Raw genomic sequence first — 21,788 nt, 5'->3', positions numbered from 1 at the left:
TTAACTATAAACTCCCTGCGATTTAAAATTTATTTTACCTTCCTTCGCACAAAATACTCGGTTAAACCCTAAATACTTATTTGCGAAGATTTTCGTGATATTATTTTTTTTGATTTATTTAATTGCGATAGGTTGTGTTTTAATTTGATTAAAACGCCTTGATTTTATTTGTTTTTTGTTTAGAGGACCTTTCGGTTTGTCTCTTAATTGCTATTTAGAAAAATAACAAAAAAGCCCTAGGAAAACTTAGGGCTTTGTAATTACTTCTCAGTAGAAACTAAAATTATTTTTTAGAATAATTTCTTCTTGGACGTCTATTATTTTTATTATATCCGTTGTTATTTCTTCTTCTGTTTTGTTGTTTTTCAGCGTCGAAGATGAAAGAGAAACCTTTCCAAATTCCTGTTAATGCTGAAATCATTAAGAACACATAGATTGAGTGTATAGCAAAAATTCCTACATATCTTCTTACTAAGAATTCTCCACCGTTGTTTGGTGAGAAGAATGATAGCAATGTGATTGCTAGACCTAATAATACTGCTAGGCCAATTCTTTTGCATATTGCTTTTCTTGCTATTGAGCTTAAGCTTATTCTTGCTTTTCTAACTTTGAAGTATTTGATTAATACTAATGGTAAGAAAATGAATAAGAATGATTGGAATATTCTTAAAGATAGAACTCCAAATTCAGCTATTGCCGATAGACCAAATACTTGGTTTAAGTTTTCTGCTCTAAACATAGCGCTCATTGCGAAATGGAAGATAACTAGTAATAATATTGACCATTTCATTATTAGGTTTTCGTTTATTTTATAAATCAAACCTTTTTTGCTTTTTGCTCTTCTGCGGTTGTTACTTTTATATGGACCGCGTCTGTTATTGTTATAAGGCATAATTGCTCCTTTCTTATTTTGATGAGCGTATTATATCTTATTAGTTCTTTTTTTCAAGCTATTATTATTATTTAAACTCTTTTGCACGAGCTAATCGTAAAAAATGATTTTAATCTTTGGCAATTGAGTATTAAAATATACACAATACCAAATATAAAAATCATCTTTACATCTATTCGCACAAAATACTTTAAATACTATTTATTATACTAATTTATGTGTATAGATTCTTAAAACCTTCTTCTACTTTGTTTCTATATTCAGGATCTTTGTCTCGCCAGTAAGAAGGATTTTTCATCATATCTTTAAGATGTTTTTCCTCTTCTTCTCTTGTTTTTTTGTGTCCGTCTTGTAGAGAATTTATTGATGAGGAATTGTTGTTTTTTTCTTCTTGCATCATTTTATACATAGCAATAACTCCTTTGCTATCCTTTGATAAACTCTTGTAAACTCTGCTTTCAAGGTTTTTAATTGCCCAGGAATTAATCTGTCTAGAGATAGAAGCAAATTTTTCTTCTCCGCCAAAATAATCCTTTAATTTTTCTAGATCATTATATGCTTTCACATCATGATATAGCTCTAAGATTTCAGGCATTATAAACTTAACTAAAACATCGTAGAAAGTTCTTACTTGCTCAACGGAATATTTCGCATCGAAAAGAACTTGGTTAATTTCTTCTGAAGCATTTATTATATCGAAATCAATTTCGTCTAAGTATTGTTTTGGAGATGATGGTAAGCTTTCTCCTTTTAAAAGATTTTTATCCTCTGCTGCTATCTTTTCCTCCTTAAGGGAATTTACTTCTTGGCTTAATTGAGAAAGTTTTTTTTCTAACTCTTTATAACTTTTAGACATTTCTTCCAGCCTTGTTGTGCCCTGCTCTTCATCCCAGAATTTTTTTGGTAAGAAATCTGGTTTTTTAGAAATTGTAACTTCTTCAACCTTTTTAGTTTCTTCCTTAACTTCTTTTTTGATTTCGTTATTTGTCATTTAGTTTTTCCTCCAGCTTTTCTTTAGATGATTCAATCATTTCTTTTATATCTGCTTTTGTTTTTTCTGCTCTTACTGCGACTGCATTTGCGCTTGCTTTTGCAACACTACTTGCAATATCTTTAACTGGTTTACTAGCTATGTTTATTACAAATTTTGCAATATCTACGACTAGTACTTTTAGTAGTTCTTTTATTAATATTCTCATTTTTATTTACTCCATCTTATTTGGTTATAAAAAATGAAGCCCGAGAGCTTCAATATTTCAGACTGTTCTTTTGCCCAATCTGGAAAGTGTTGTTCTTTATGATAGTGAAAAAGTTTTTCTCTATATTTATCTTCTGTTTTGTGTTCGTGATACCCTTTTAATAATTTAGTAACAGTTCTTTGATATGATTTATAAAATTTGTTTTCTTTATATTGTCGGAAAGCTTCATCATACACATCTTTTGTAAGTCCATAGTTAAATTTTTTTAGGTCATCTTCTGTGTGATGCATTAAATATTTTTGCGTATACCTTATATTCTCATACAGCGTTTTGCATGTCGTTTTGATAACTTCTTTTGAATTATTCGTTAGAAGATTTATTATGCTTTGAGCCATAGTTTCTATTAGTTCGAAGTTTTGTTTGGTTTTGTGAGGCATGCTCTTTAATTCATCAAATATTGTTTTTGAAATGATAAATCTTATTTTAAAATTATTTGGTAATTGTGCCTTTTTTATGCTTTGCCTCATTGTTCTCTCCCTTCTCTGCAATTCGATTCTAGCTTTACTTTAAATAAACTTGTTTATAATTTTGTATTTTCTACTTTTTCTTCTATCCTTATTAAGTGATTTGTCAATCGTTTTTCTAGATCTTTTATGTATGATATTGATGCATATTCTTTTGCTGAATATAGCTTGAATTCTGATAATTCTTTTAGTAATTCTGAAATTTGATAGTCTAGTTTATTCTCTAACTTTTCATCCCCTTTAATAGTTGCTTCCCCATTATTCCTTATAAGATAGAATAGAAGTCCTAAGATTGGGATTTCTATGACAGATATCCACCAATAGATGTCTATTCCAGTTCTCATCATTTCTACTTCTGCTGACATTGTTTTAAATTCTCTCCCCTATTAAATGAAACCAACTCCCGATAGCACAAAAAGAAAACCTACTTATAAAAAGTAGGTGTTCGAGAGTGTTGTTTTACTTATTTGTTAATTTAAAGGAAAAAATTAATACAATTCTCCCCTTTATATGTTTTCGAGTATAATATAAAATGTTCTAAAAGTCAAGAACAAAATCCGAACAAAACTCGAATATAGTTGTAAATATTTGAAATTGCAAGAAACTTTTATTTGATACTTTTTAACTTAGGAATTTATTCAACCCCTTGTTTTTAAAGGTTTTTTATAGATTCGGTTTTTATACCAAAAAATAAAACCCTGCTGGATGGCAGAGTTTTATCAGATTTATAATTCTTTAACTATTTGTTATAGTTTTGAGTTTCTAGAATATCGATAACTTTTTGAACTACTTTATGAGTAGATTGAGGGTTTTGACCTGTTATCAAGTTTCCACTTACTATAACGTTTTCTTGGAAGTCTTTACCTGCTCTGAAGATAACGCCTTGAGCTTCTAATTCATTTTGAAGCATGAAAGGAATTACTTCTTTTAAGCCTGTTTTTTCTTCTTCTGCGTTAGTGAAGCCTGTTACTTCTTTAGCATATACTAATTTTTTACCGTTTTTAAGTTCTACGTTAACGATACCTGCCACACCGTGGCAAACTGCAGCAACTACACCACCGTTGTCATATATTTTAGCTGTGATTTCTTGTAGAGCTTCGTTGTTTGGTAAATCGAACATTGCTCCGTGACCACCTACGAAATAGATTGCTCTATATTTTGCATAATCGATGTCTTCTGGTTTGAATGTTGCAACTAGTTTATCGTTTTCATTTCTTAAGAACTTTTTGTTTGGATAAGTTATAAAATCTAAACTTTTTACGTCGATTGGAGGTAATCCGCCTTTAGGACTTACGTATACTGGTTCGTATCCAGCGTTTCTGAATGCTTCGTATGCTTCAGATGCTTCTGATAACCAGTAGCCAGTTGTCTCTCTTGGATTATCTGATTTTATATCTGAATGAGACGTCATTACGAATAGAACTTTCTTTGAGCTTAAGTCAATTGGTCTATTGTTATATAAGTTCATTAATAGAGATCCGATTGCGATGATTGCAACTAATATAACTGCGATTAATGCTTTTGAACCTTGGAATTCAGACAGCTCTTTATGTCTTGCTTTTTGTTCTTGAACTTCTAAGTCTACTGATGTTTTCTTAGGTGCAGCCTTCTTTGGAGAAGGTTTTGTATTGATTGCGCCTTTAGTATTTTTAGTTGGTTTCTTTGGCATTTTATTTCCCTCTTATTTTAGATTAGAATTATAATATCTATATGTATTTTACTCTAAAAGCAATGGGTTGTCAATGGGGAAAGATTCACTTGTGTGTAGCACTTTTTTAGACTCATGAAAATTCCTCCTTACGGGGGAAAATTCATTGGAAACATATTTATATTCTAATTTGTCTCCCAAGATCCTACTTATGTAATGGGTGACAACGATTGCAGACTTATGATCCAAAGAGACCAGCTACAAACCCGAGAGACAAAAATACTAATTTTATTTTTCATTTCCAAGGTATACAAATACGTTACAATTATATGTTAGCGCTATATATCTATAATGACAATTAAAGAAATATTTCATTTTATTAGTAAATCATTGATTTTGCAGAATATTTTTAAACTGTAAAAAACATGTGAATTGAAAGTTTAAATTGATAAAAATTTAAATAAATGTTTGAATTTTTGTAGTAATTAAATGAGTTTTATGATATAATGCATTTGATTTAATTTATTAGAGGAAGAATTACATGATTGATTTTCATTCGGAGAAACTAAAAAGATTATACTTTTTTGGATTTTTATTATCTGCATTTTTTATATATTTTACTGCACCAATATTTGAAAGAATTGGTGGTGCTAGTATCTTTATGAGTTCTTCTTTTATATTTATATTAGTTTTCTCTCTTTTATCTCTAGGAAATAATAAGAAAGTTGTTTTGTCTGCGTTCTTAATATCTATACCTGTTCTGATAACTACAGTATCTTTCCTTATTTTTGGAGAAAACTATTTGCCTAGGGCTCTGCCTCTTGCATCTGGAGCTGCCTTCTTCCTTTATGTTATATGTTTGAACTTAACGCAGATATTCAATAGAAAAAAAGTAAATTTAAATATTATTTTAGATGCTATATATGTGTATCTGTTGATTGGTATCTTCTGGGGTTTCCTATATAATATCTTAGATAGTTTAGTTCCTGGTTCTTTTGCAGTTCACAATGGATTGATTGACCCTATTAATAAATTTATTTATTTTAGTATGGTTACTTTGACTACTCTTGGTTATGGAGATATAACTCCTGTGACTCACTTTGCTCAATCTCTATCTACTTTAGAAGCTATGACTGGACAGGTTTATATGACTGTGTTAGTTGGTTATCTTGTTGGTGAAAGGTTATATCAAAAAAGAGTTGAGGACGAAAATTTCTTTAATTAAGATTAGGTAAAATCTCTTATTTAAAAATCAGTTTTAATTGAAATATTTTTTTAGCTGGAAGTATTCCGGTTCTACTTGACTTGAAAATTCAATTATATATACTTTTTTGAAAGTTAACTAATTTAAATGAAATGAGAGAAAAAATAAATGGCTATGATTAAAAAGCTTTTACAAGGTTATAAAGAATTTAAAAAAGAAAGTTTGAAAGATGGAGCTTCGGATCCTTTTAAGGATTTAAAGAATTCTCAAAGTCCTAAAACTTTGGTTATTGGTTGCAGTGATTCTCGTGTGGATCCAGCTATTATTACTAAGGCAGATGTTGGTGATATTTTTATGATTAGAAATATTGCAAACATAGTTCCTCCTTATGAAGAAGACTGGAAATCTTATCATGGAACTAGTTCAGCTATTGAATATGCTGTTACGGTTCTTAAAGTACATGACATTGTTATTATGGGGCATTCTAATTGCGGAGGCATTAGAGCGCTTGTAGATAAACAATTGGAAATGACTGACAAACCTAGCTTCATTAGAAGTTGGATTAACATTATGAAAGATGTTAGAGACAACTTAAAAACTAATGATAAAGAAACTAAGTATTGCTCTTGTGAAAAGGCTGGAATTAAAAAATCTATTGAAAATTTAATGACATTCCCTTTTGTTAAAGATGCAGTTGAAAATGGTGAATTAAAATTAAATGGTTGGTACTTTAACATAGGAGATGCGTCGCTATCTACTTTGGATAAAGAAACTGGCAACTTCGAAAAAGTTTAGTTTTATGAAATCTATGAAAATCGAAAACGCCCCTATTATGGGGCGCTTCTTTTTGTTTGAAGAAAGACTACTGCATGTAGTGTTTATTTTACGTATAAAGTTCCTGTTAAATTTGTGTCGCTAGATATAGCGGCTTCTTTAACTTCCATATTTATTACAACTCCATTGTAATAAAGTCTGAATTTTATATTTTCATCTTCTTTAGAAGACTTATAAGTTTTTTTATCTTTGCTTAAGTTCTTTCCAAATATTAATCTTATGTTATCTTCTTCTATGCATATTAGGATTTGAGGAGATTGGAGCACTCTTAAGTATTTACCGTCTTCATTTTGGTATTCAAGAAGGAATTCTCCGAAATCTGCATTTTCTAAGTCAACCGGTGGCTCTACTATGTTACCACCTTCTACTACACATCCTGTCTCGTTTAATCTTGAAGAAACATAAAGAAATGTTAAATCGTTCATATTCTAAATTAAGTTTAAATTGTTTGTAATGTTCTGGCATATTACTATAGATATTTCATAAGTCAATGAATTTAATAAAATAAAAACACCCGTAATTAAAATACTTACGAGTGTTATTATGTTTTCCGTTTGGGTCTTTGTGTGAGGGTGATTTGGAATATGATAGAAATTTTCAAACCTTGTTAATTTTAAAAGTTCCTAACATACTACTACTTGCGTAGGTTTCTATTTCAGTAAATGATAAATGTAAAAAACATCCTCCATGATAAAGCCTGAATTTTAGTTTTTTTCCTTCAGGAGCTTTATAACTACTGATTTTTACTTCTTTATCACCGTCTAATCTAGAACCGAAACGAATTTCTTTTCCCTTTGCCGCATGACAAAATGTTGTTTTAGGAGATTGAAATAGTCTTTCATAACCATTTTCTCCTTCTACTTCCATTATAATATCAGCTTCCTCTACCCCTGAAAGATTAATTCCTTCATTAATTGGAGGAGGATTTTCAGCTATAACCCCAATGCTGCTAAGCCCAAGGCTAAATAATTCTAATGGTATATTCCCCATGACAGATGTGTTTTAAAGTTTAACTTGTCTGTGTATATATTACTATAAAAACAGAGTTTTATCAAATATTTTATGAAATATGTTGTGAGAAATAAAAAAACACCTGCGAATTTGCAGGTGCTTCTTTAATTAAAGAGAAGTAAATTTTAATCACTTAAAATGTCATAACACATTTTTAAATCATCTACTCTTCTACCTATAATGGTTTCGTTGTTCCTGTCTTTTTCATCCAGTGTTTTCGCTTTATCCAGAAACTTTTTAAAGTTCCCTTTTGGATTTTCGATATCAACGTCAGGCCAATAACTTAAGCTGTAATTAATAAGCGTATCTTCTGGTATTATAAAAAAATCATCGAATGCTTCTCCAATTCTTTCATAATTCTTAACGAAAACATCTATCCATGATTTACAACTACGACCTTCTTCCATAAATTTTTCGATATTTTCATATCTTTTAAAAAAGTATGGAAACATCCACTTATTATGCTCGAAGGTAATCATAGCTATATAATCTGCCTTAAAGTTAAAACCAAAATAATTTTGGTATTTCTTTTCCTTGAGCCACGCAATTTTGTTTTGAAGCAGATTTGAAAATTCAGGATACTGCATTAACTGCTTAATATCCTCAGGTTCGATTCTTCCGTCATTCTCATAATAACTTTCCAAAAAATATAGGTTTCTTGGAACAATTATGTCTTCAGGTAATGGCCCTCGGCTTACTAACTTAGGTTTTCGCAACAACTTCCATAAGGTTACTAAGTCTTCTAGGAACTCTTTTCTTTGCGGAATATCCTTGGATAAAACTGGAAAGAAAGATTCTTTAAAAGATTCTTTTATCATATCCTTAAATGTTATCTTTGATGGGGAAAGATTAACCTTATCGTTTAGATAATTTTCATAAATTTCCTTTCCGGTTCCTAGTATACCTAGAATTTTAAAGAAACCTGCCTTGAAATGATCTGATTTAGAGTTTTTTAAACTCTCTAATACTTCGCTGTTTTTCATATAAATTATATTAGATTTAAATGTTTTTTGTTTGTTTATATAAAAGCTTATTCAACTTAAAATGTCAATAAAATAAAAACGCCCTCTCTTTCGAAAGGACGTCTGGTGTTTGTTAGTAGTATCTATATCTAGTTATTATAACATCACCTGGTTCTGAAATCATTTCTATGCAATCGTTATACATAATTGTAAAATCATATATTGAAGTTGTATTCACTACATGGTAGATAAATCTTCCTACTTGATTTACATTGTCTTTTGTTAGAATGTATTCATTATTTCTAATTTCAATTCCTAAAAAAGTGTCGATTAGCTTACGATTTCCATCTTTGTTTTTATAATAAAAATAAAACATAGTTATTTTATTTTTTTTTGAGGTATTTAATGTGTCTTAGCACAGGTTTAAATGATACTTAATCCAAATATAAGTTATCTTGTTACCTATAAAATGTCAATAGGAAGCTATTCATTATGAAAATTTGAGCATAAAAAAAGTCCCTAGCGGAACTGAATATCAAATGGTGGGGTTGGCTGGACTCGAACCAGCGACCAGATCGTTATGAGCGACCTGCTCTAACCAACTGAGCTACAACCCCTTTGATTTGATGTTTATATAATATGTATTCTTCAATAAAAGTCAACTACTATATGAAAAAAAATTATATTTTTTTGTAAATCTTTGTAATTTTTATTGTTTCTATAAGACACCCTTTAATTTTGATTTGGCTAGGCGGACAGAATTGTCGTAAACTTGATCTACTAATGACCAGAATGCATCGCTGTGATTCATTTCTATAAGATGGCATAATTCATGAGCTATCACGTAATCTATTACCCATGGTTCGTAGTGAGACAGTTTTAATGCAAAGGATAAGTTCCCATTTGATGCGCAGCTTCCCCAACGAGATGATGTATCACGAATTGTAACTTTTCCATATTTTTTAATTCTTGGAATCATATTGACATCGTATAGAACAGATATCTCATGATAATAATGCTCTATTCTGCTTTTGATATATTTATCAAGCTCATTCTTTTGAAGAGTTTTTAATCTACGAGGTAGAAATTGTTCGTCCCCTGAAATTGCTATAGTCATATCTTCTTCATTTATAGGAGATTGCCCTCTTCTTTCGGCTTGAACAACTTTGTATGTTTTACCAAATAGCTTGACCTTACCACCGAAAGTGATTTCTTCTATATTGTGATCTTTGCCATTGTCTTTATGCTTTTTAAAAATTTGCCAAAGCCAGTTCTCTTTCTTTTTTAAGAATTTCTTTGCTTGTTGTTTAGCGAATGGGATTGCAGGATAAGTAATTATGATTTCATTCTTTTCTGGCTTAGGGCGAATAGATATGTTTTTCGCCCTTACAGACCTGTTAAAAGTCAAGGTTATTCCTTCTATTAGTTCATAGCCCTCGCTATGATTAAGAGTTACTAATTGACTTTCTTTCATCTGTATCTATACCATCCTCTACTTCTATAGATTCTATTTTCTCTGCTCTAGATGTGATTTTGTTTGATGATGTTTTTATCATATCTATATCTTTTGAGGCTTGTGTGAAATGAGTATCTAGCTTTTGAACTCTTTCGTCCAGACGAGTTAAGTCTGTCATAAGCATTCCCACTTCTTTTTGTATAATAGCTGTTTGCTCTTTCATTTTTGCGTCTTTAAGAACGGCTCTTACAGTATTAAGAGTTGCCATTAAAGTTGTTGGTGAAACAATCCAAACATGAGCTTTAAAAGATTTTTCAACTAGTTGTGGAAAGCTGGCATAGATCTCTGCGTATATTGCTTCACTTGGAATGAACATTAATGCTGAATCTGCAGTTTCTCCTGAAATTATATATTTTTCAGATATGTCTTTTATATGTTTTTCTACGTCAGTTCTGAAAGCTCTTGCGTATGAGATTTTTTCTACATCTGTTTTTGCATTTGCATAAGTTTGATAGTTTTCTAATGGGAATTTACTGTCCACTACAATTGATCCTGGAGGATTAGGCATTTTAATTAAGCAGTCTGCTCTTTTTGTATTAGAAAGAGTTGCTTGGAATTCATAAGCTGATGGAGGAAGTATGTTTGAAACTAAGTCGTTAAGTTGAACCTCTCCAAACGCTCCTCTACTTTGTTTGTTAGAAAGTATGTCTTTAAATTGGTCTACCTGAGTAGAAAGCTTTAAAATATTTTCTTGAGCTTTATCAAGTGTTGCTAGCCTCTCGTGAATTTTATTAATAGTAGCAGAAGTTTTTTCTGTTGTCTTTTCCATACCTTGAGATACTTGTTTATTAATAGCGTCAAACTTTTCACCTAGTATTTTTTGGAACTGTAAATTTTGATTAAAGTTTTGATTTAGATTTTCTTGAAGCTGTCTGTTGTTAAACTCCATTTCTCTCATTTGATTAGCAGTACTACTTACTAATTGTTTTTGAGCATTTTGAAAATGAATAAAAACTAAAATTACTATTAATGTGAATATTGCTACTATTGCGTATGTCATATACTTCCTCTCCTATATTAAAACTTCTTTTAAAAGCTCATCAAATTTTGTAAAACCGGCGGCTTTATTTAAGTGACCACCATTTTTTATTAACTTAAATTTACCACCTAATTTACTATATATTCCCTCCGCTTCACTCAAAGGAATAAATGGATCATCATCAGAATGATATATTGTTATTTCGTTTGTGTTGTTTTTAATGTTTTCCCAATTAAAATCTTTGATAAAAGGTCTATTTAAGTTATCATATTCTTCGTTTCCTAATTCTGAGTTAAATACTGAAACAAATATCGCTTTTTTAATTTTAACTTTTCTTTCCATATCCAGTATATGAAGTAAATAGTTAGCTCCTAATGAATGCCCTATTAATACTGTATCATCATCAAATATAAATGGAACTTCTTTAATTAAAACATTACACCAATTTTCTGGGGATTGATTTTCAGGAGTTGGAAAACTAGGAACGTATACTTCGTGACCTAATTCTTCTAATTTTCCTTTTAACCAAGGAAACCAGTTTCCTTCAGGACTTCCATATGTACCATGTATAATAACAACTTTCATTTGGACAAACCTCCTTCTTTTTCCAATGTAGAACATTATAAGAACTTTTTAATACATTGTAAAGAACTTTTTTATTTTACTTTTAATATATTGGAAATTGTTTTATAATGAAACTGTTTTAATTTATTTGGAGGTTTAACATGGATAAAAATAGCGTATATAATAGCAAAACTTTTGTTATATCTGCTGCCATAGTTCTTATTGTCGCTATAGGACATTTAAGCAGTGGAAGCAAAATTCACAGTAAAGAACAAGGGACTATTTCTGTTTCTGGTGAATGTACTAGAGAAGTAATTGCTGATAAACATAAATTAGATGTATATCTTGAAGTTACTAGTGAAAATGCGAAGGAAGCTAATGATAAAGTTCAAGCCTCTTACAAAGCTCTTTTAGAAAAGATTAAAAAAGTTGATGATTTAGAATTCTCTTCTAGTAATTATTCTGTTAGAAAAGATGAAGATTGGACTTGGGATAAAGAAGAGAAAAAAGATATTCTTGTATTTAAAGGATATAAAGCAAGAATTGAATTTGACGTAGATACTTATAACAAAGATAGAATTGCCGAAGCTGTTGCTTTGATTTCATCTTCTGATGATGCGTTTATACAAAACTTATCTACTTATATTTCTAAAGAGTTCATGACTGAAATTAGAGATGATTGTACTGAAGAAGCGTTATTAGACGCTAAAGAAAAAGCTGAGTTTATGGCTGAAACTTTAGATCAAAGAGTCGATGACGTAAAAAGCATTAGTGTTTACTCTCGCACTCCAAGAGGTAACTTTATGGTAAATAGAAAAATGGAAGATGTTAGTCTTGCTATGGAAATGGATGTTCCTGAATTTTTCGATAGTAAAGAAAACCTTACTTTCAATGCTAATGTTGTTTTCTTTTTGAAATAACTGATAGTTAAGTTCTACTTATTTTAAAAGTCTAGATTATTGTAAAATCTAGGCTTTTTTATTTTTGAACTTATTCTATCTTAAATTGTAGATTTTATTGGTTTAAATAGTTGCAAAATTTTTACCTTATTATATAATAAAATCATAAAAATAAGGGATAGTTTTATGGCTAATTTAGAAGACGTTAAAAACAATGAAAATGATATTAAAGAAGCAGTAGAAAATACTCAAGCAAAGCCTGTGAGATATATTAATTTAAGAACTCATACTGCTTACTCTTTAGCAGAAGGTGCTATTAAGATTAAAGATCTTGTTAGTCATTGTAAAGATAATGAAATTCCTGCTGTAGCTATTACAGATACTAACAACTTATTTGGTGGTGCAGATTTTTCTTATAACTTAGTTGGAGCTGGTGTTCAACCTATTCTTGGTACTCAGCTTGCTGTGAACTTTAAAACTGAAATTGATGGAGATAGACTTAGAAAAGAGTCTTCTTATGCTACTTCGTGGTTGCCAGAAGGTGTGGTATTTAAATCTGATGCAGCTGGTGTTGCTAACTTTTTATCTCAAATAATTTTATTGGTTCAAAATGAAACAGGCTATAGAAACCTTTTGAAGATTATTTCTGATGCGCATTTATTGTCTCCAGATAATGAACCTGCACATACTTTGCTTAAATATATTAAAGATAGATCTGAAGGATTGATTTGTTTAACTGGTGGTGTTAGAGGTATAGTTGGTCAAGCTATTCTTATGGAAGAAGAAGAAATTGCTGAGCAAAAATTACTTGAGCTTAAGGAAGTTTTTGGAGATAGACTATATTTAGAGATGTCTCGTCTTGGAACTAATGAAGAAGAAAAATGCGAAGATAAATTTATTGAATTAGCTTATAAACATAATATTCCTTTAGTTGCTACTAATGAGACTTTCTTCCTTACTAAAGATATGTATGTGGCTCATGATGCTTTGATTTGTGTTACAGCCTCTAGATTCGTTGAAGAAGAAGATAGAAGACATGAGACTATGGAAAATTATTTGAAGTCAGAAGAGGAAATGGCTGAACTATTTGAAGATCTTCCTGAAGCATTAGAAAGCACAGTTAATATTGCCAGAAGATGTGGATATGGTGTTAAGAAGTCCCCTCCTCTTTTACCTCACGTTGAGAAAGGTATTACTGACGAAGACGAAAAGAAGATGCTATATGATAATTGTATGGTTGGTATTAAAAAGAGATTTGAAGAAAGAAATATACCTGAAGATAAATGGCAAAAATATTATGATATGATTGATTTCGAAGTTGGTGTTATCAATAACATGGGATTCCCTGGATATTTCCTAATTGTCGAAGACTTTATGAGATGGTGTGCTGAAAATGGAGTTCCTACTGGACCTGGTAGAGGTTCTGGTGCTGGATCTTGTGTTGCATGGGCGTTGAGAATTACTGAATTAGACCCAGATAGATTTGGCCTACTGTTCGAAAGATTCCTTAATCCAGATCGTGTTAATATGCCCGATTTTGATATAGACTTCTGTCAGGATAACAGACATAGAGTTATTGAATATGTGCAACAAAAATATGGTTACGATTCTGTTTCTCAGATTATTACTTTCGGTCAATTTAAGGCTAAGCTAGTTATTAGAGATATTGCTCGTGTGCTTAAGTTCCCTTATTCTAGGGCTGATATGTTATCTAAGATGATACCCGATAAATCATTGGCAAATCCTATGACTATTGCTGAGGCGCTTGATGCTTCTGATGAGTTTAGAGCTGAATATGAAGATCATGAAGAAATCAAATTCTTGATAGATATTTGTTTGAAGTTAGAAGGTTTGTATAGACATGCCTCTACTCACGCTGCCGGTGTTTTGATTGGTGATAGACCTATTGAACAGTTGTCTCCTCTTTATAAGGATCCTAAATCGGATATGCCTGTGTCACAATATAACATGAAATATATTGAAGATACTGGTTTGGTTAAGTATGACTTCTTAGGTTTGAAAACGCTTTCTATTATTAAACAAGCTATTGATTTAGTTAAAAGAAATCATGATGTAGATATAGATTTCTCTCGTATGGAGTTTGAAGATAAGAGAACTTATGAATTATTCTCGGCTGCTCAAACTGTTGGTGTGTTCCAGCTAGAGTCGAGAGGTATGCAAAAGTATCTCGGTGAATTGAAGCCGTCTAATATAGAAGACATCATTGCGATGTGTGCACTTTATAGACCAGGACCTATGGATAACATTCCATCTTTCATTAACAGAAAACATGGTTTGGAAGAAGTTACTTATCCGCATCCATTACTTGAGGAAATCTTAAAGCCTACTTATGGTATTATCGTTTATCAAGAACAGGTGATGCAGATTTCTCGTGTGCTGGCAGGATATACTCGTGGTGAGTCAGATTCTCTTAGAAAAGCCATGGGTAAGAAGATTGCTAAGTTGATGGCTGAGCATAAGGTTAAATTCCGTGATGGTTGTTTGGCTAATAACGTAGATGAAGAAGTTATTACTAAGCTTTGGGATGATATGGAAAAGTTTGCCGCTTATGCCTTCAATAAAGCCCACTCTGCTTGTTATGGTATTATAGCTTATCAAACTGCTTATTTGAAAGCAAACTATCCTATTGAGTTTATGACTGCGACGTTTAACTACGATCTTGGAAACCAAGATAAGATTAAATTGTTCTATGAAGATACCAAGAAGATGGGGTATGATATTCTTCCCCCTGATATTAATAAATCTGAAGGTAAATTTACTACTGAAGATGGTAAGGTTAGATTTGGTTTGACTGCATTGAAAAATGTTGGTGAAGGTTTTGTTGCTGACATAGTTGAGGAAAGAAAAAATAACGGTGAATTTAAAACTCTTAATGATTTCATTCAAAGAGTTGCTAGAAGAAAGACTGGATCTATTAACAAGAAGATGCTTGATGGTTTGATTAAAGCTGGTGCGTTGGATAAGTTAGAGCCAAATAGAGCTAAGTTGTTCGAAGGTATTCCTAATATTCTTTCTTATGCTCATGGACTTTCTAAAGACGCTGAGATAAATCAGTCTTCTCTATTCTTTAATGATACTGAAGATGAAAATACAGCTGTATTTGATTTCAAGTTTCCTGACTGTGCTGATTGGATGCCATCGGAAAAACTTAATTATGAGAATGAGATTATAGGTTTTAATATTACGCCTAATCCTTTGAAGATTTATGAAAAGCATATTAAGAGTTTTGCCTATGATAGGATTAAAGATATTCCTAAGTTAAAGAAAGGTCGTATAGTTAAAGTGGTTGGTATCATTGAAGAATTCTATAAGAGAACTTCTAGAAATGGTAAAGATTATATTGCTTTAAAACTTGGTGATGATCTTGAAAGTATGGACTTCCTATTCTTTAATGAATTAGACTTTATAAAGAAACAAGCTGATTCTGTTGGCAAGGCTCCTGTTGTAGTTGAAGGAGATTTCAAGATTAATTCCAGTGGAACCATTTGTTTTGGAAAGAGAATTTCTTTATTGAGAGATAGTCTTGGAGATTCTGTTAACGAAATAGAAATAGAGATTACTTCTGAGGAAGCTGTTAAGCAATTGAGAGATACACTTGCTAAAGCTGGTAGAGGTCATAATTCTGTTATACTTGTTTCTAATGCTGGTGGTAAGAGAGTTACTATGAAGTTACCTGAGAAGTATAATATTAATGAAGAATTCCGTGAGATGATTAATAATCTTAATGGATGTAAAATAGTTGTGTAAATAGAAAGGGGGAATTAATCCCCCTATTCTTTTACTTCTATAAATTAAAAACCCTCTTATTTTGAATTATTATTAGTAAGCGTATTATTGTTATTAGATGAACTAGTATTGTTATTGCTGCTATTTCCCATATTAGATAAATTAATATTAGGAGAGACAACAACATTATTATTTATTGGGTTTTGTTGTGATGTAGATACTGCGTTTGCTGCAGTTGCTGCTGCAGTTGCTGCTTTAGATGTAGATTTTATTGCATCTGTGTTTGCTTCGATACGTTCTTCTCTTAACATATTTTGTCTTTCGATTGCATAACGAAGCTGTCTTTGTTCATATAGCTCAGCATCTTTCATACGTGCTGCTAATTTTTCTTCTTTAGTAAGTGTGTTCCATTCTGCCTCTGTCATTCCTAGTGGATAAAATGTACAAGCTGTTAGCATCATTCCTAGACTAAATGTTAGTAATTTTTTCATGTGAAGTTCTCCTATTTTTTTTATTATTATACTGATGCTTAGTTTTTATTCAATAAGAAATAATTCTTTTTCTGAAAAAGAAAAAAGGACCGAACAAATTATATGTTCTAGTCCCCTTTCATTACGAAGCTAATATTTTCAATTTCATTCTTGGCTCCTCTTTTTTCATGAATGAAGATTTTATTTTAACCTTCATTTCACACTCTCTGTTAAAACCAGAGAAGCATTTTAAGTTTAGATTATCTAAGGAATTATTTTTCCCTTCGATACTCCATTCTTTCGAAATTTCCTTTTCGTCGATACCATTTGGAATATTTATTATTACATTTCCAAAACCATCAAATCTCCAAAGGACTTTCTGAAAGCTATTTTTAAACTTATAATGCTGAGCTAAGTCAAAGTTTGCTGTTATTGTTATTAATATTTCAACAACTTTTTCCTTTTCTGAAAAAAGTTCGAAAATAAATTCGTTCTTATTTTCCTTAGAAACTCTTTCAAAATTAATTGATAAACTTTCTAAAAGTACTAAAAATATTTCTTTCATGTCTATAGGTTTAAATTTGTTATTTTGACATAAAATATACGAATCATATATTTAAGTCAAGAAGAAAGTTGTATTTTTATTCTTAAAAATCAAGTTAAACCTTAGAAAAATGTATTTTAATTGACATCTTATATATTTGGGATAAAGTATTATTACTAACTTCTAATTTTTATACTATGGGATTATATAGAAAAATCTTATCCAGCTTATTAGCAATATTTTTGTTTATGATAGCTGCATTTGTATTATTTGGACTCTTTTTTGAGGACTTGTTTTCATCTTTTGTGATAGATGTTATCGGGGATTTAAAATATATATACCCTGATATGGATCCTTTTCATAAATGGATGGCTGTACTTATTCTTTTTGTTTGCATTGGATATGCTTTTATATTCACTATAATTGCAAAAAGCAAGACTGAAAACTAATTTTACTAAAGTAAGGGATTGAGCCATATCAGCTCAGTCCTTTTTTAATATTTACAATCACCTTCATTTCCTGCTGAGCAAGATGCTGCGCAAGTACTTGCGTCTCTTTGGCTATAAGCGCAAGCGTGAAGTAATTGGCTTGCATTAGCATCATTCTTTGTTGCTACTGCTTTGCAGGCATCTACATTCTTATTATTAATACAAATATCGCTCATATTTTTTGCAGTGGAACTCTCATTGGATAATGCTGCTGAACAAGCTGGGTCATATTTATTCGTTCTAGAAGATACACATACTGATGTTAAATAGTCTGTAGATGTATCTGGATGAGCTATCATTGTATCGCAAGCGTTAGCATCTCCATTGCTATAATGGCATGCATAGAATAACTGACTTGAATTAGCATCGTCTTTTGTTGCAACACCTTTACATGCATCTACGCTCTTATTATTAATACAAACATCACTTAAATTTTTTGCAGTGGAATTTTCGCTTGCTAGCAACGCATCACATGATGGACCATATTTGTTTGTTCTTGAAGATACACATACCGACGTTAAGTAATCAGTTGTTGTATCTGGATGAGCTATCATTGTATCGCAAGCGTTAGTATCTCCATTACTATAATGACATGCATAGAATAACTGACTTGAATTAGCATCGTCTTTTGTTGCAACACCTTTACATGCATCTACGCTTTTATTATTAATACATACATCACTTAAATTTTTTGCAGTGGAATTTTCGCTTGCTAGCAACGCATCACATGATGGAGCATATTTGTTTGTTCTTGAAGATACACATACCGACGTTAAGTAATCAGTTGTTGTATCAGGATGAGCTATCATTGTATCACAGGCATTAGCATCTCCATTACTGTAATGACATGCGTAAAATAGTTGTGTTGCATCTGCATCATCTTTGTATGCTACTGCTTTACAAGCTTCAACATCCTTTAAGTTTATACACATGTCAGATAACTCTTTTGTTGTTTTTCCATTTATTAAATCTTGGAGTTCTGAAGGAATTTGATTTCCTGAATTAGGATTGTTGGGACTATAGTAATCTGTACCTGATATATCTTCACATGCCATACTTATTTCTGGAAATTTTTTTGTGATGGCATCGTCTGAGATTATGTAATTGCAATCTTCTGCTTCTGCTCCTGTAACTTTAAGCTCAAACATGTCATTTGATATTGCCGATAGTTCGTATGATCCTCCAAATGGTGTTGTAGATGATTTAAACATTTTGGTTTCTATAAATAGATTTTCAAATGTCTTGTCTTCACCTAGAACAACGCCTTCGTCTGTATATCTTTGATTACTATATACCTTTCCTAGCTGTTGGGATATAGATGCTACGTCTTGCTTCAAATCGTTCATCTTAGAATTTCTGTATGCTATTCTATATGCTGTTATTGCTAGAAGTGTTATAACTGCCATAACACCTAGTACACCTAGCATTTCTATCATTGAACGACCTTGTTCTGATTTTTTCATAAAAAATTCCCTTCTTTTTACAGAAGGGATTATATCATTTTTATCTAATGATGGCAATAATATTTATTAGAATTCTAGACCCATATCATCGTAAAATTCTTTTGTATCTTGCCAATTATCTTTAATCTTTACGAACAATCTTAAATCTACTCTTTTTCTGAAATGACGACGTAATTGGTCTCTTGATTCTGTTCCGATTCTTTTCAGGTTAGAACCTTTGTTTCCTATGATAATAAGTTTGTGACTTTTTCTTGTAGCATAAATAGTTTGATGTATTTCTACTTTGTTGCCTTTGTCTTCTATTACGTCTGTACTTACGTTTATTTCATATGGAAGTTCTTGGTGAAGATATTTATAAACGCTTTCTCTTGTGATTTCTGCACAGAAAAGCTTGTCGTTTATGTCTGTGTTTTGATCTACTTCATAGAACCAAGGAGATTCTTCTGAATGTTCTACAAGGTCATCTACTATGTCTTGAACTCCGTGAGATGTTGTTGCTGAAATCATATAAGTAGCATCAAAGAAACCGTATTCGTTATATCTTTGAGTTATTTCTAGAAGATCTTCTTTTTTGATAAGGTCTACTTTGTTAAGTACTAAAAGAACTCTTTTCTTATCTGACATTTTTTGAAGTTGTTGTATGAACTTATCGTTATACCCTTCTCTCTTTGCCTTTGTACAATCCATTAGAAAGATAACTATGTCACTGTCTGAAACTGCATTCCAGATAGATGAAATCATAGCTTTATCTAATCTACGTCTTGGGTTGAAATCTCCTGGAGTGTCTATGAAAACAAGCTGTGTATCGTCTACTTGTTTTATACCTTTGATATTAAATCTTGTTGTTTGAACTTTATGAGATATGATGGAAATCTTCTTGTCCAACATTGCGTTAAGAAGTGTAGATTTTCCTGCGTTTGTAGCTCCTACGATTGAAATGAAGCTTGATTTAGTTTTTTGAGTTTGGCTCATAAATAGTTCCTTGTTTTTTCTTAATTTTATTGCAGTTTAACTAATTATTATTAATTTGCAAGAGGTTTTATGAAGAAGCTTACTTATAGTATAGATGTATACATCTTCCCCAGCCAGATGTTTCTCTCATTTCTTGTCTCCATAGTTCGCTATAACTTTGTGATATAACAAATTCGCAATCTTCTGGATCCATCGGATTTGGACCCCCTACCTCTATCACTACAGGGTAAGGCTTTCTGTCTTCATTGTATTCTGATGCGTCAACAACTTTATAGGTTCCTCCAAATGGAGTTTGATTTTCTTTGAATAGGCCTGTATCTATGAAAAACTCTTGAAAGTTTTCTTCGAAAGCAGTTACTGAATATCCATTTTTATTTAATTTTTTGCAACCAATTTCGTTTGGACAAATTTTATTTACTTGCATTACTATTTTTTGAATGTCGCTTTTCAGCCTATTCATTTTAATATTTCTATTCACTAATTTGTAAGCTGATAATCCTAGTACGGTAATGATTGCCATGATGCCTAGCACACCTAGCATTTCTATCATTGAACGACCGTATTGATTTTTCTTTTTCATTTACCCCTATTCTATTCGCAATATTCTGGTGCAACTAAATTACGATAACATGCCCTGGCTGTTACATATTCATTTGCATTTCCGCTTTCTACAACCACTTTGCAAGAGATTTATTTATCTACAGCTGTCAGACCCACAAACTTTATTACAAGATGAAGTGTCTCCTCTTGAGCACATTTCTTGGCAAGCCCAATCTTTTGATTGATATGTGCAAAGATATCCACCGTATTTATCTTCCATTAAATCTGGTTCATTTTGTAACATGGAGCATGCTACGTCTTTTCTATTATTGTAGCATGTTGAGTTTAGTGCTGTAATATCACTTGCGCTTAAGGTACTTGTGTCAAAATCACCCATTTTGTTACAGCTATCATCATTTTGTAAGCCACAACTTTTGCTGCATGAAGAAAAGCTATCTCGGCTGCAAAGCTCACTACATGCCCATTCTTTTGATTGGAAATTACAAAGGTATCCACCATATTTATCGTCTATTAATTCAGGCTCTTCTTGTAGCATTGAACAAGCTACATCTTTTTGGTTATTATAACATGTAGAATTTAACGCCGTAACTTCACTATCTGTTAAGGTACTTGTATCGAATTCAGACATTTTATTGCAACTTTCGTCATTTGCAAATCCGCAACTTTTATTACATGAGATGAAATTATCTCTATCACAAAGCTCACTACACGCCCAATCTTTTGCTTGATAATTACATAGATAGTTTCCATATCTATCGTCTATTAAATCTGGTTGCTCTTGAAGTATTGAGCAAGCAGCATCTTTTTGATTATTATAACAGATAGAATTTAGAATTGTTAACTCTTCTTTTGTTAAAGAGTCTATATCAAATTCTGAAATTCTGTTACAACTATCATCGTCGTTTAAAGCACAACCTTTATTACATGATATAAAATTATCTCTATCACAAAGCTCACTACATGCCCAGTCTTTATTTTTGAAATTACACAAATAACCACCGTGTTGCTCATCTATTAAATCTGGATTTTCTTGTAAAAGAGAACATGCTGCTTCGTCATTATTATTATAGCACCTTGAATTTATTTCTCTTGCGTTAGTAAATCCGTTCTCTTGAGCTATTTCATCTGGGGATAGATTTGGTACTCCATTTGGATTGTTATTAGTGTAATGCTCAGTACCATCTATGTCTTCACATGCCATACTTATTTCTGGAAACTTTTTTGTGATAGCATCGTCTGAGATTATATATTTGCAATCTTCTGTTTCTGCTCCTGTTACTTTAAGTTCGAACATATCGTTTGATACTGCTG

The 21,788-nt window shown here is 31.5% G+C and carries 23 protein-coding genes and 1 tRNA gene; 4 read left to right on the top strand and 20 right to left on the bottom strand.

Annotated elements, in window-relative coordinates; translation table 11 throughout:
* Positions 1 to 283 precede the first annotated feature (283 nt).
* The 6 genes from N4A44_00595 to N4A44_00570 form a co-directional block, all read right to left on the bottom strand.
* Positions 284 to 892, bottom strand: coding sequence for a hypothetical protein (locus tag N4A44_00595; GenBank protein ID MCT4552145.1), 609 nt, complete (start codon positions 890 to 892; stop codon positions 284 to 286).
* A gap of 214 nt (positions 893 to 1,106) precedes the next feature.
* A complete protein-coding gene (locus N4A44_00590; protein ID MCT4552144.1) occupies positions 1,107 to 1,883 on the bottom strand; it encodes a hypothetical protein in 777 nt (258 codons plus the stop codon).
* Positions 1,873 to 2,091 (bottom strand): hypothetical protein, encoded by a 219-nt coding sequence (locus tag N4A44_00585; protein MCT4552143.1) that lies wholly within the window; start codon positions 2,089 to 2,091, stop codon positions 1,873 to 1,875. The genes N4A44_00590 and N4A44_00585 overlap by 11 nt, the downstream gene beginning before the upstream one ends.
* A 2-nt stretch (positions 2,092 to 2,093) precedes the next feature.
* Positions 2,094 to 2,618, bottom strand: a complete 525-nt coding sequence (locus tag N4A44_00580; protein ID MCT4552142.1) for a hypothetical protein — start codon at positions 2,616 to 2,618, stop codon at positions 2,094 to 2,096.
* A gap of 53 nt (positions 2,619 to 2,671) precedes the next feature.
* Entirely contained in the window at positions 2,672 to 2,980 is a 309-nt protein-coding gene (locus N4A44_00575) for a hypothetical protein (protein ID MCT4552141.1), read from the bottom strand.
* A 374-nt stretch (positions 2,981 to 3,354) separates the two neighbouring features.
* A complete protein-coding gene (locus N4A44_00570; GenBank protein ID MCT4552140.1) occupies positions 3,355 to 4,284 on the bottom strand; it encodes a type 1 glutamine amidotransferase domain-containing protein in 930 nt (309 codons plus the stop codon).
* A 520-nt stretch (positions 4,285 to 4,804) separates the two neighbouring features.
* Here N4A44_00570 and N4A44_00565 point away from each other — a divergent pair.
* Both N4A44_00565 and N4A44_00560 read left to right on the top strand, forming a co-directional pair.
* A complete protein-coding gene (locus N4A44_00565; protein ID MCT4552139.1) occupies positions 4,805 to 5,488 on the top strand; it encodes an ion channel in 684 nt (227 codons plus the stop codon).
* 147 nt (positions 5,489 to 5,635) lie between these two features.
* On the top strand, positions 5,636 to 6,262 hold the full coding sequence (locus tag N4A44_00560; GenBank protein ID MCT4552138.1) for a carbonic anhydrase: 627 nt from the start codon (positions 5,636 to 5,638) through the stop codon (positions 6,260 to 6,262).
* 83 nt (positions 6,263 to 6,345) lie between these two features.
* Here the strand turns inward: N4A44_00560 and N4A44_00555 are convergent, their stop codons facing one another.
* The 8 genes from N4A44_00555 to N4A44_00520 all read right to left on the bottom strand — a co-directional run bounded on the left by N4A44_00555 (position 6,346) and on the right by N4A44_00520 (position 11,354).
* Entirely contained in the window at positions 6,346 to 6,726 is a 381-nt protein-coding gene (locus N4A44_00555) for a hypothetical protein (GenBank protein ID MCT4552137.1), read from the bottom strand.
* 172 nt (positions 6,727 to 6,898) lie between these two features.
* Positions 6,899 to 7,291: a hypothetical protein gene (locus N4A44_00550; GenBank protein MCT4552136.1), complete on the bottom strand. Its 393-nt coding sequence runs from the start codon at positions 7,289 to 7,291 to the stop codon at positions 6,899 to 6,901.
* A gap of 146 nt (positions 7,292 to 7,437) precedes the next feature.
* Complete coding sequence (locus tag N4A44_00545; protein ID MCT4552135.1) at positions 7,438 to 8,295, bottom strand: hypothetical protein; 858 nt, start codon at positions 8,293 to 8,295, stop codon at positions 7,438 to 7,440.
* Between the two features lie 112 nt (positions 8,296 to 8,407).
* Positions 8,408 to 8,650: a hypothetical protein gene (locus N4A44_00540; protein MCT4552134.1), complete on the bottom strand. Its 243-nt coding sequence runs from the start codon at positions 8,648 to 8,650 to the stop codon at positions 8,408 to 8,410.
* A gap of 164 nt (positions 8,651 to 8,814) precedes the next feature.
* Positions 8,815 to 8,891: transfer RNA gene (locus N4A44_00535), tRNA-Ile, on the bottom strand.
* A gap of 101 nt (positions 8,892 to 8,992) precedes the next feature.
* Entirely contained in the window at positions 8,993 to 9,748 is a 756-nt protein-coding gene (locus tag N4A44_00530; protein MCT4552133.1) for a M48 family metallopeptidase, read from the bottom strand.
* Positions 9,720 to 10,790: a DNA recombination protein RmuC gene (locus tag N4A44_00525; protein MCT4552132.1), complete on the bottom strand. Its 1,071-nt coding sequence runs from the start codon at positions 10,788 to 10,790 to the stop codon at positions 9,720 to 9,722. Before N4A44_00525 ends, N4A44_00530 begins: the two co-directional genes overlap by 29 nt.
* A 12-nt stretch (positions 10,791 to 10,802) precedes the next feature.
* Entirely contained in the window at positions 10,803 to 11,354 is a 552-nt protein-coding gene (locus tag N4A44_00520) for an alpha/beta hydrolase (GenBank protein ID MCT4552131.1), read from the bottom strand.
* 140 nt (positions 11,355 to 11,494) lie between these two features.
* On the opposite strand from N4A44_00520, the gene N4A44_00515 reads away from it, so the two are divergent.
* On the top strand, positions 11,495 to 12,253 hold the full coding sequence (locus N4A44_00515; GenBank protein ID MCT4552130.1) for an SIMPL domain-containing protein: 759 nt from the start codon (positions 11,495 to 11,497) through the stop codon (positions 12,251 to 12,253).
* A gap of 165 nt (positions 12,254 to 12,418) precedes the next feature.
* Entirely contained in the window at positions 12,419 to 16,000 is a 3,582-nt protein-coding gene (gene dnaE / locus N4A44_00510; protein MCT4552129.1) for a DNA polymerase III subunit alpha, read from the top strand.
* A gap of 56 nt (positions 16,001 to 16,056) precedes the next feature.
* On the opposite strand, the gene N4A44_00505 is transcribed toward dnaE, so the two are convergent.
* From N4A44_00505 to N4A44_00480, 6 genes are all read right to left on the bottom strand, one after another.
* Positions 16,057 to 16,437 carry a hypothetical protein gene (locus N4A44_00505; protein MCT4552128.1) on the bottom strand — a complete coding sequence of 127 codons (381 nt, stop codon included), beginning with the start codon at positions 16,435 to 16,437 and terminating at the stop codon, positions 16,057 to 16,059.
* Between the two features lie 154 nt (positions 16,438 to 16,591).
* Positions 16,592 to 17,014: a hypothetical protein gene (locus N4A44_00500; protein ID MCT4552127.1), complete on the bottom strand. Its 423-nt coding sequence runs from the start codon at positions 17,012 to 17,014 to the stop codon at positions 16,592 to 16,594.
* A 472-nt stretch (positions 17,015 to 17,486) separates the two neighbouring features.
* The gene (locus N4A44_00495) at positions 17,487 to 18,944 is read right to left on the bottom strand and encodes a hypothetical protein (protein MCT4552126.1); all 1,458 of its coding nucleotides are present in this window, start codon (positions 18,942 to 18,944) and stop codon (positions 17,487 to 17,489) included.
* Positions 18,945 to 19,010: 66 nt separating this feature from the next.
* Positions 19,011 to 19,916, bottom strand: a complete 906-nt coding sequence (gene era, locus N4A44_00490) for a GTPase Era (GenBank protein MCT4552125.1) — start codon at positions 19,914 to 19,916, stop codon at positions 19,011 to 19,013.
* A gap of 79 nt (positions 19,917 to 19,995) precedes the next feature.
* Positions 19,996 to 20,496: a hypothetical protein gene (locus N4A44_00485; protein ID MCT4552124.1), complete on the bottom strand. Its 501-nt coding sequence runs from the start codon at positions 20,494 to 20,496 to the stop codon at positions 19,996 to 19,998.
* A 114-nt stretch (positions 20,497 to 20,610) separates the two neighbouring features.
* Positions 20,611 to 21,788: hypothetical protein (locus N4A44_00480; protein MCT4552123.1), on the bottom strand; the 1,178-nt coding region annotated here is incomplete at its 5' end.

The sequence above is a fragment of the Alphaproteobacteria bacterium genome, assembly GCA_025210155.1.
In the GTDB taxonomy this organism is placed as follows: Bacteria; Pseudomonadota; Alphaproteobacteria; order Rs-D84; family CASDRH01; genus JAOASE01.
Note: the sequence above shows the minus strand (reverse complement) of the source record. Positions and strands in the feature narration are given on the sequence as shown.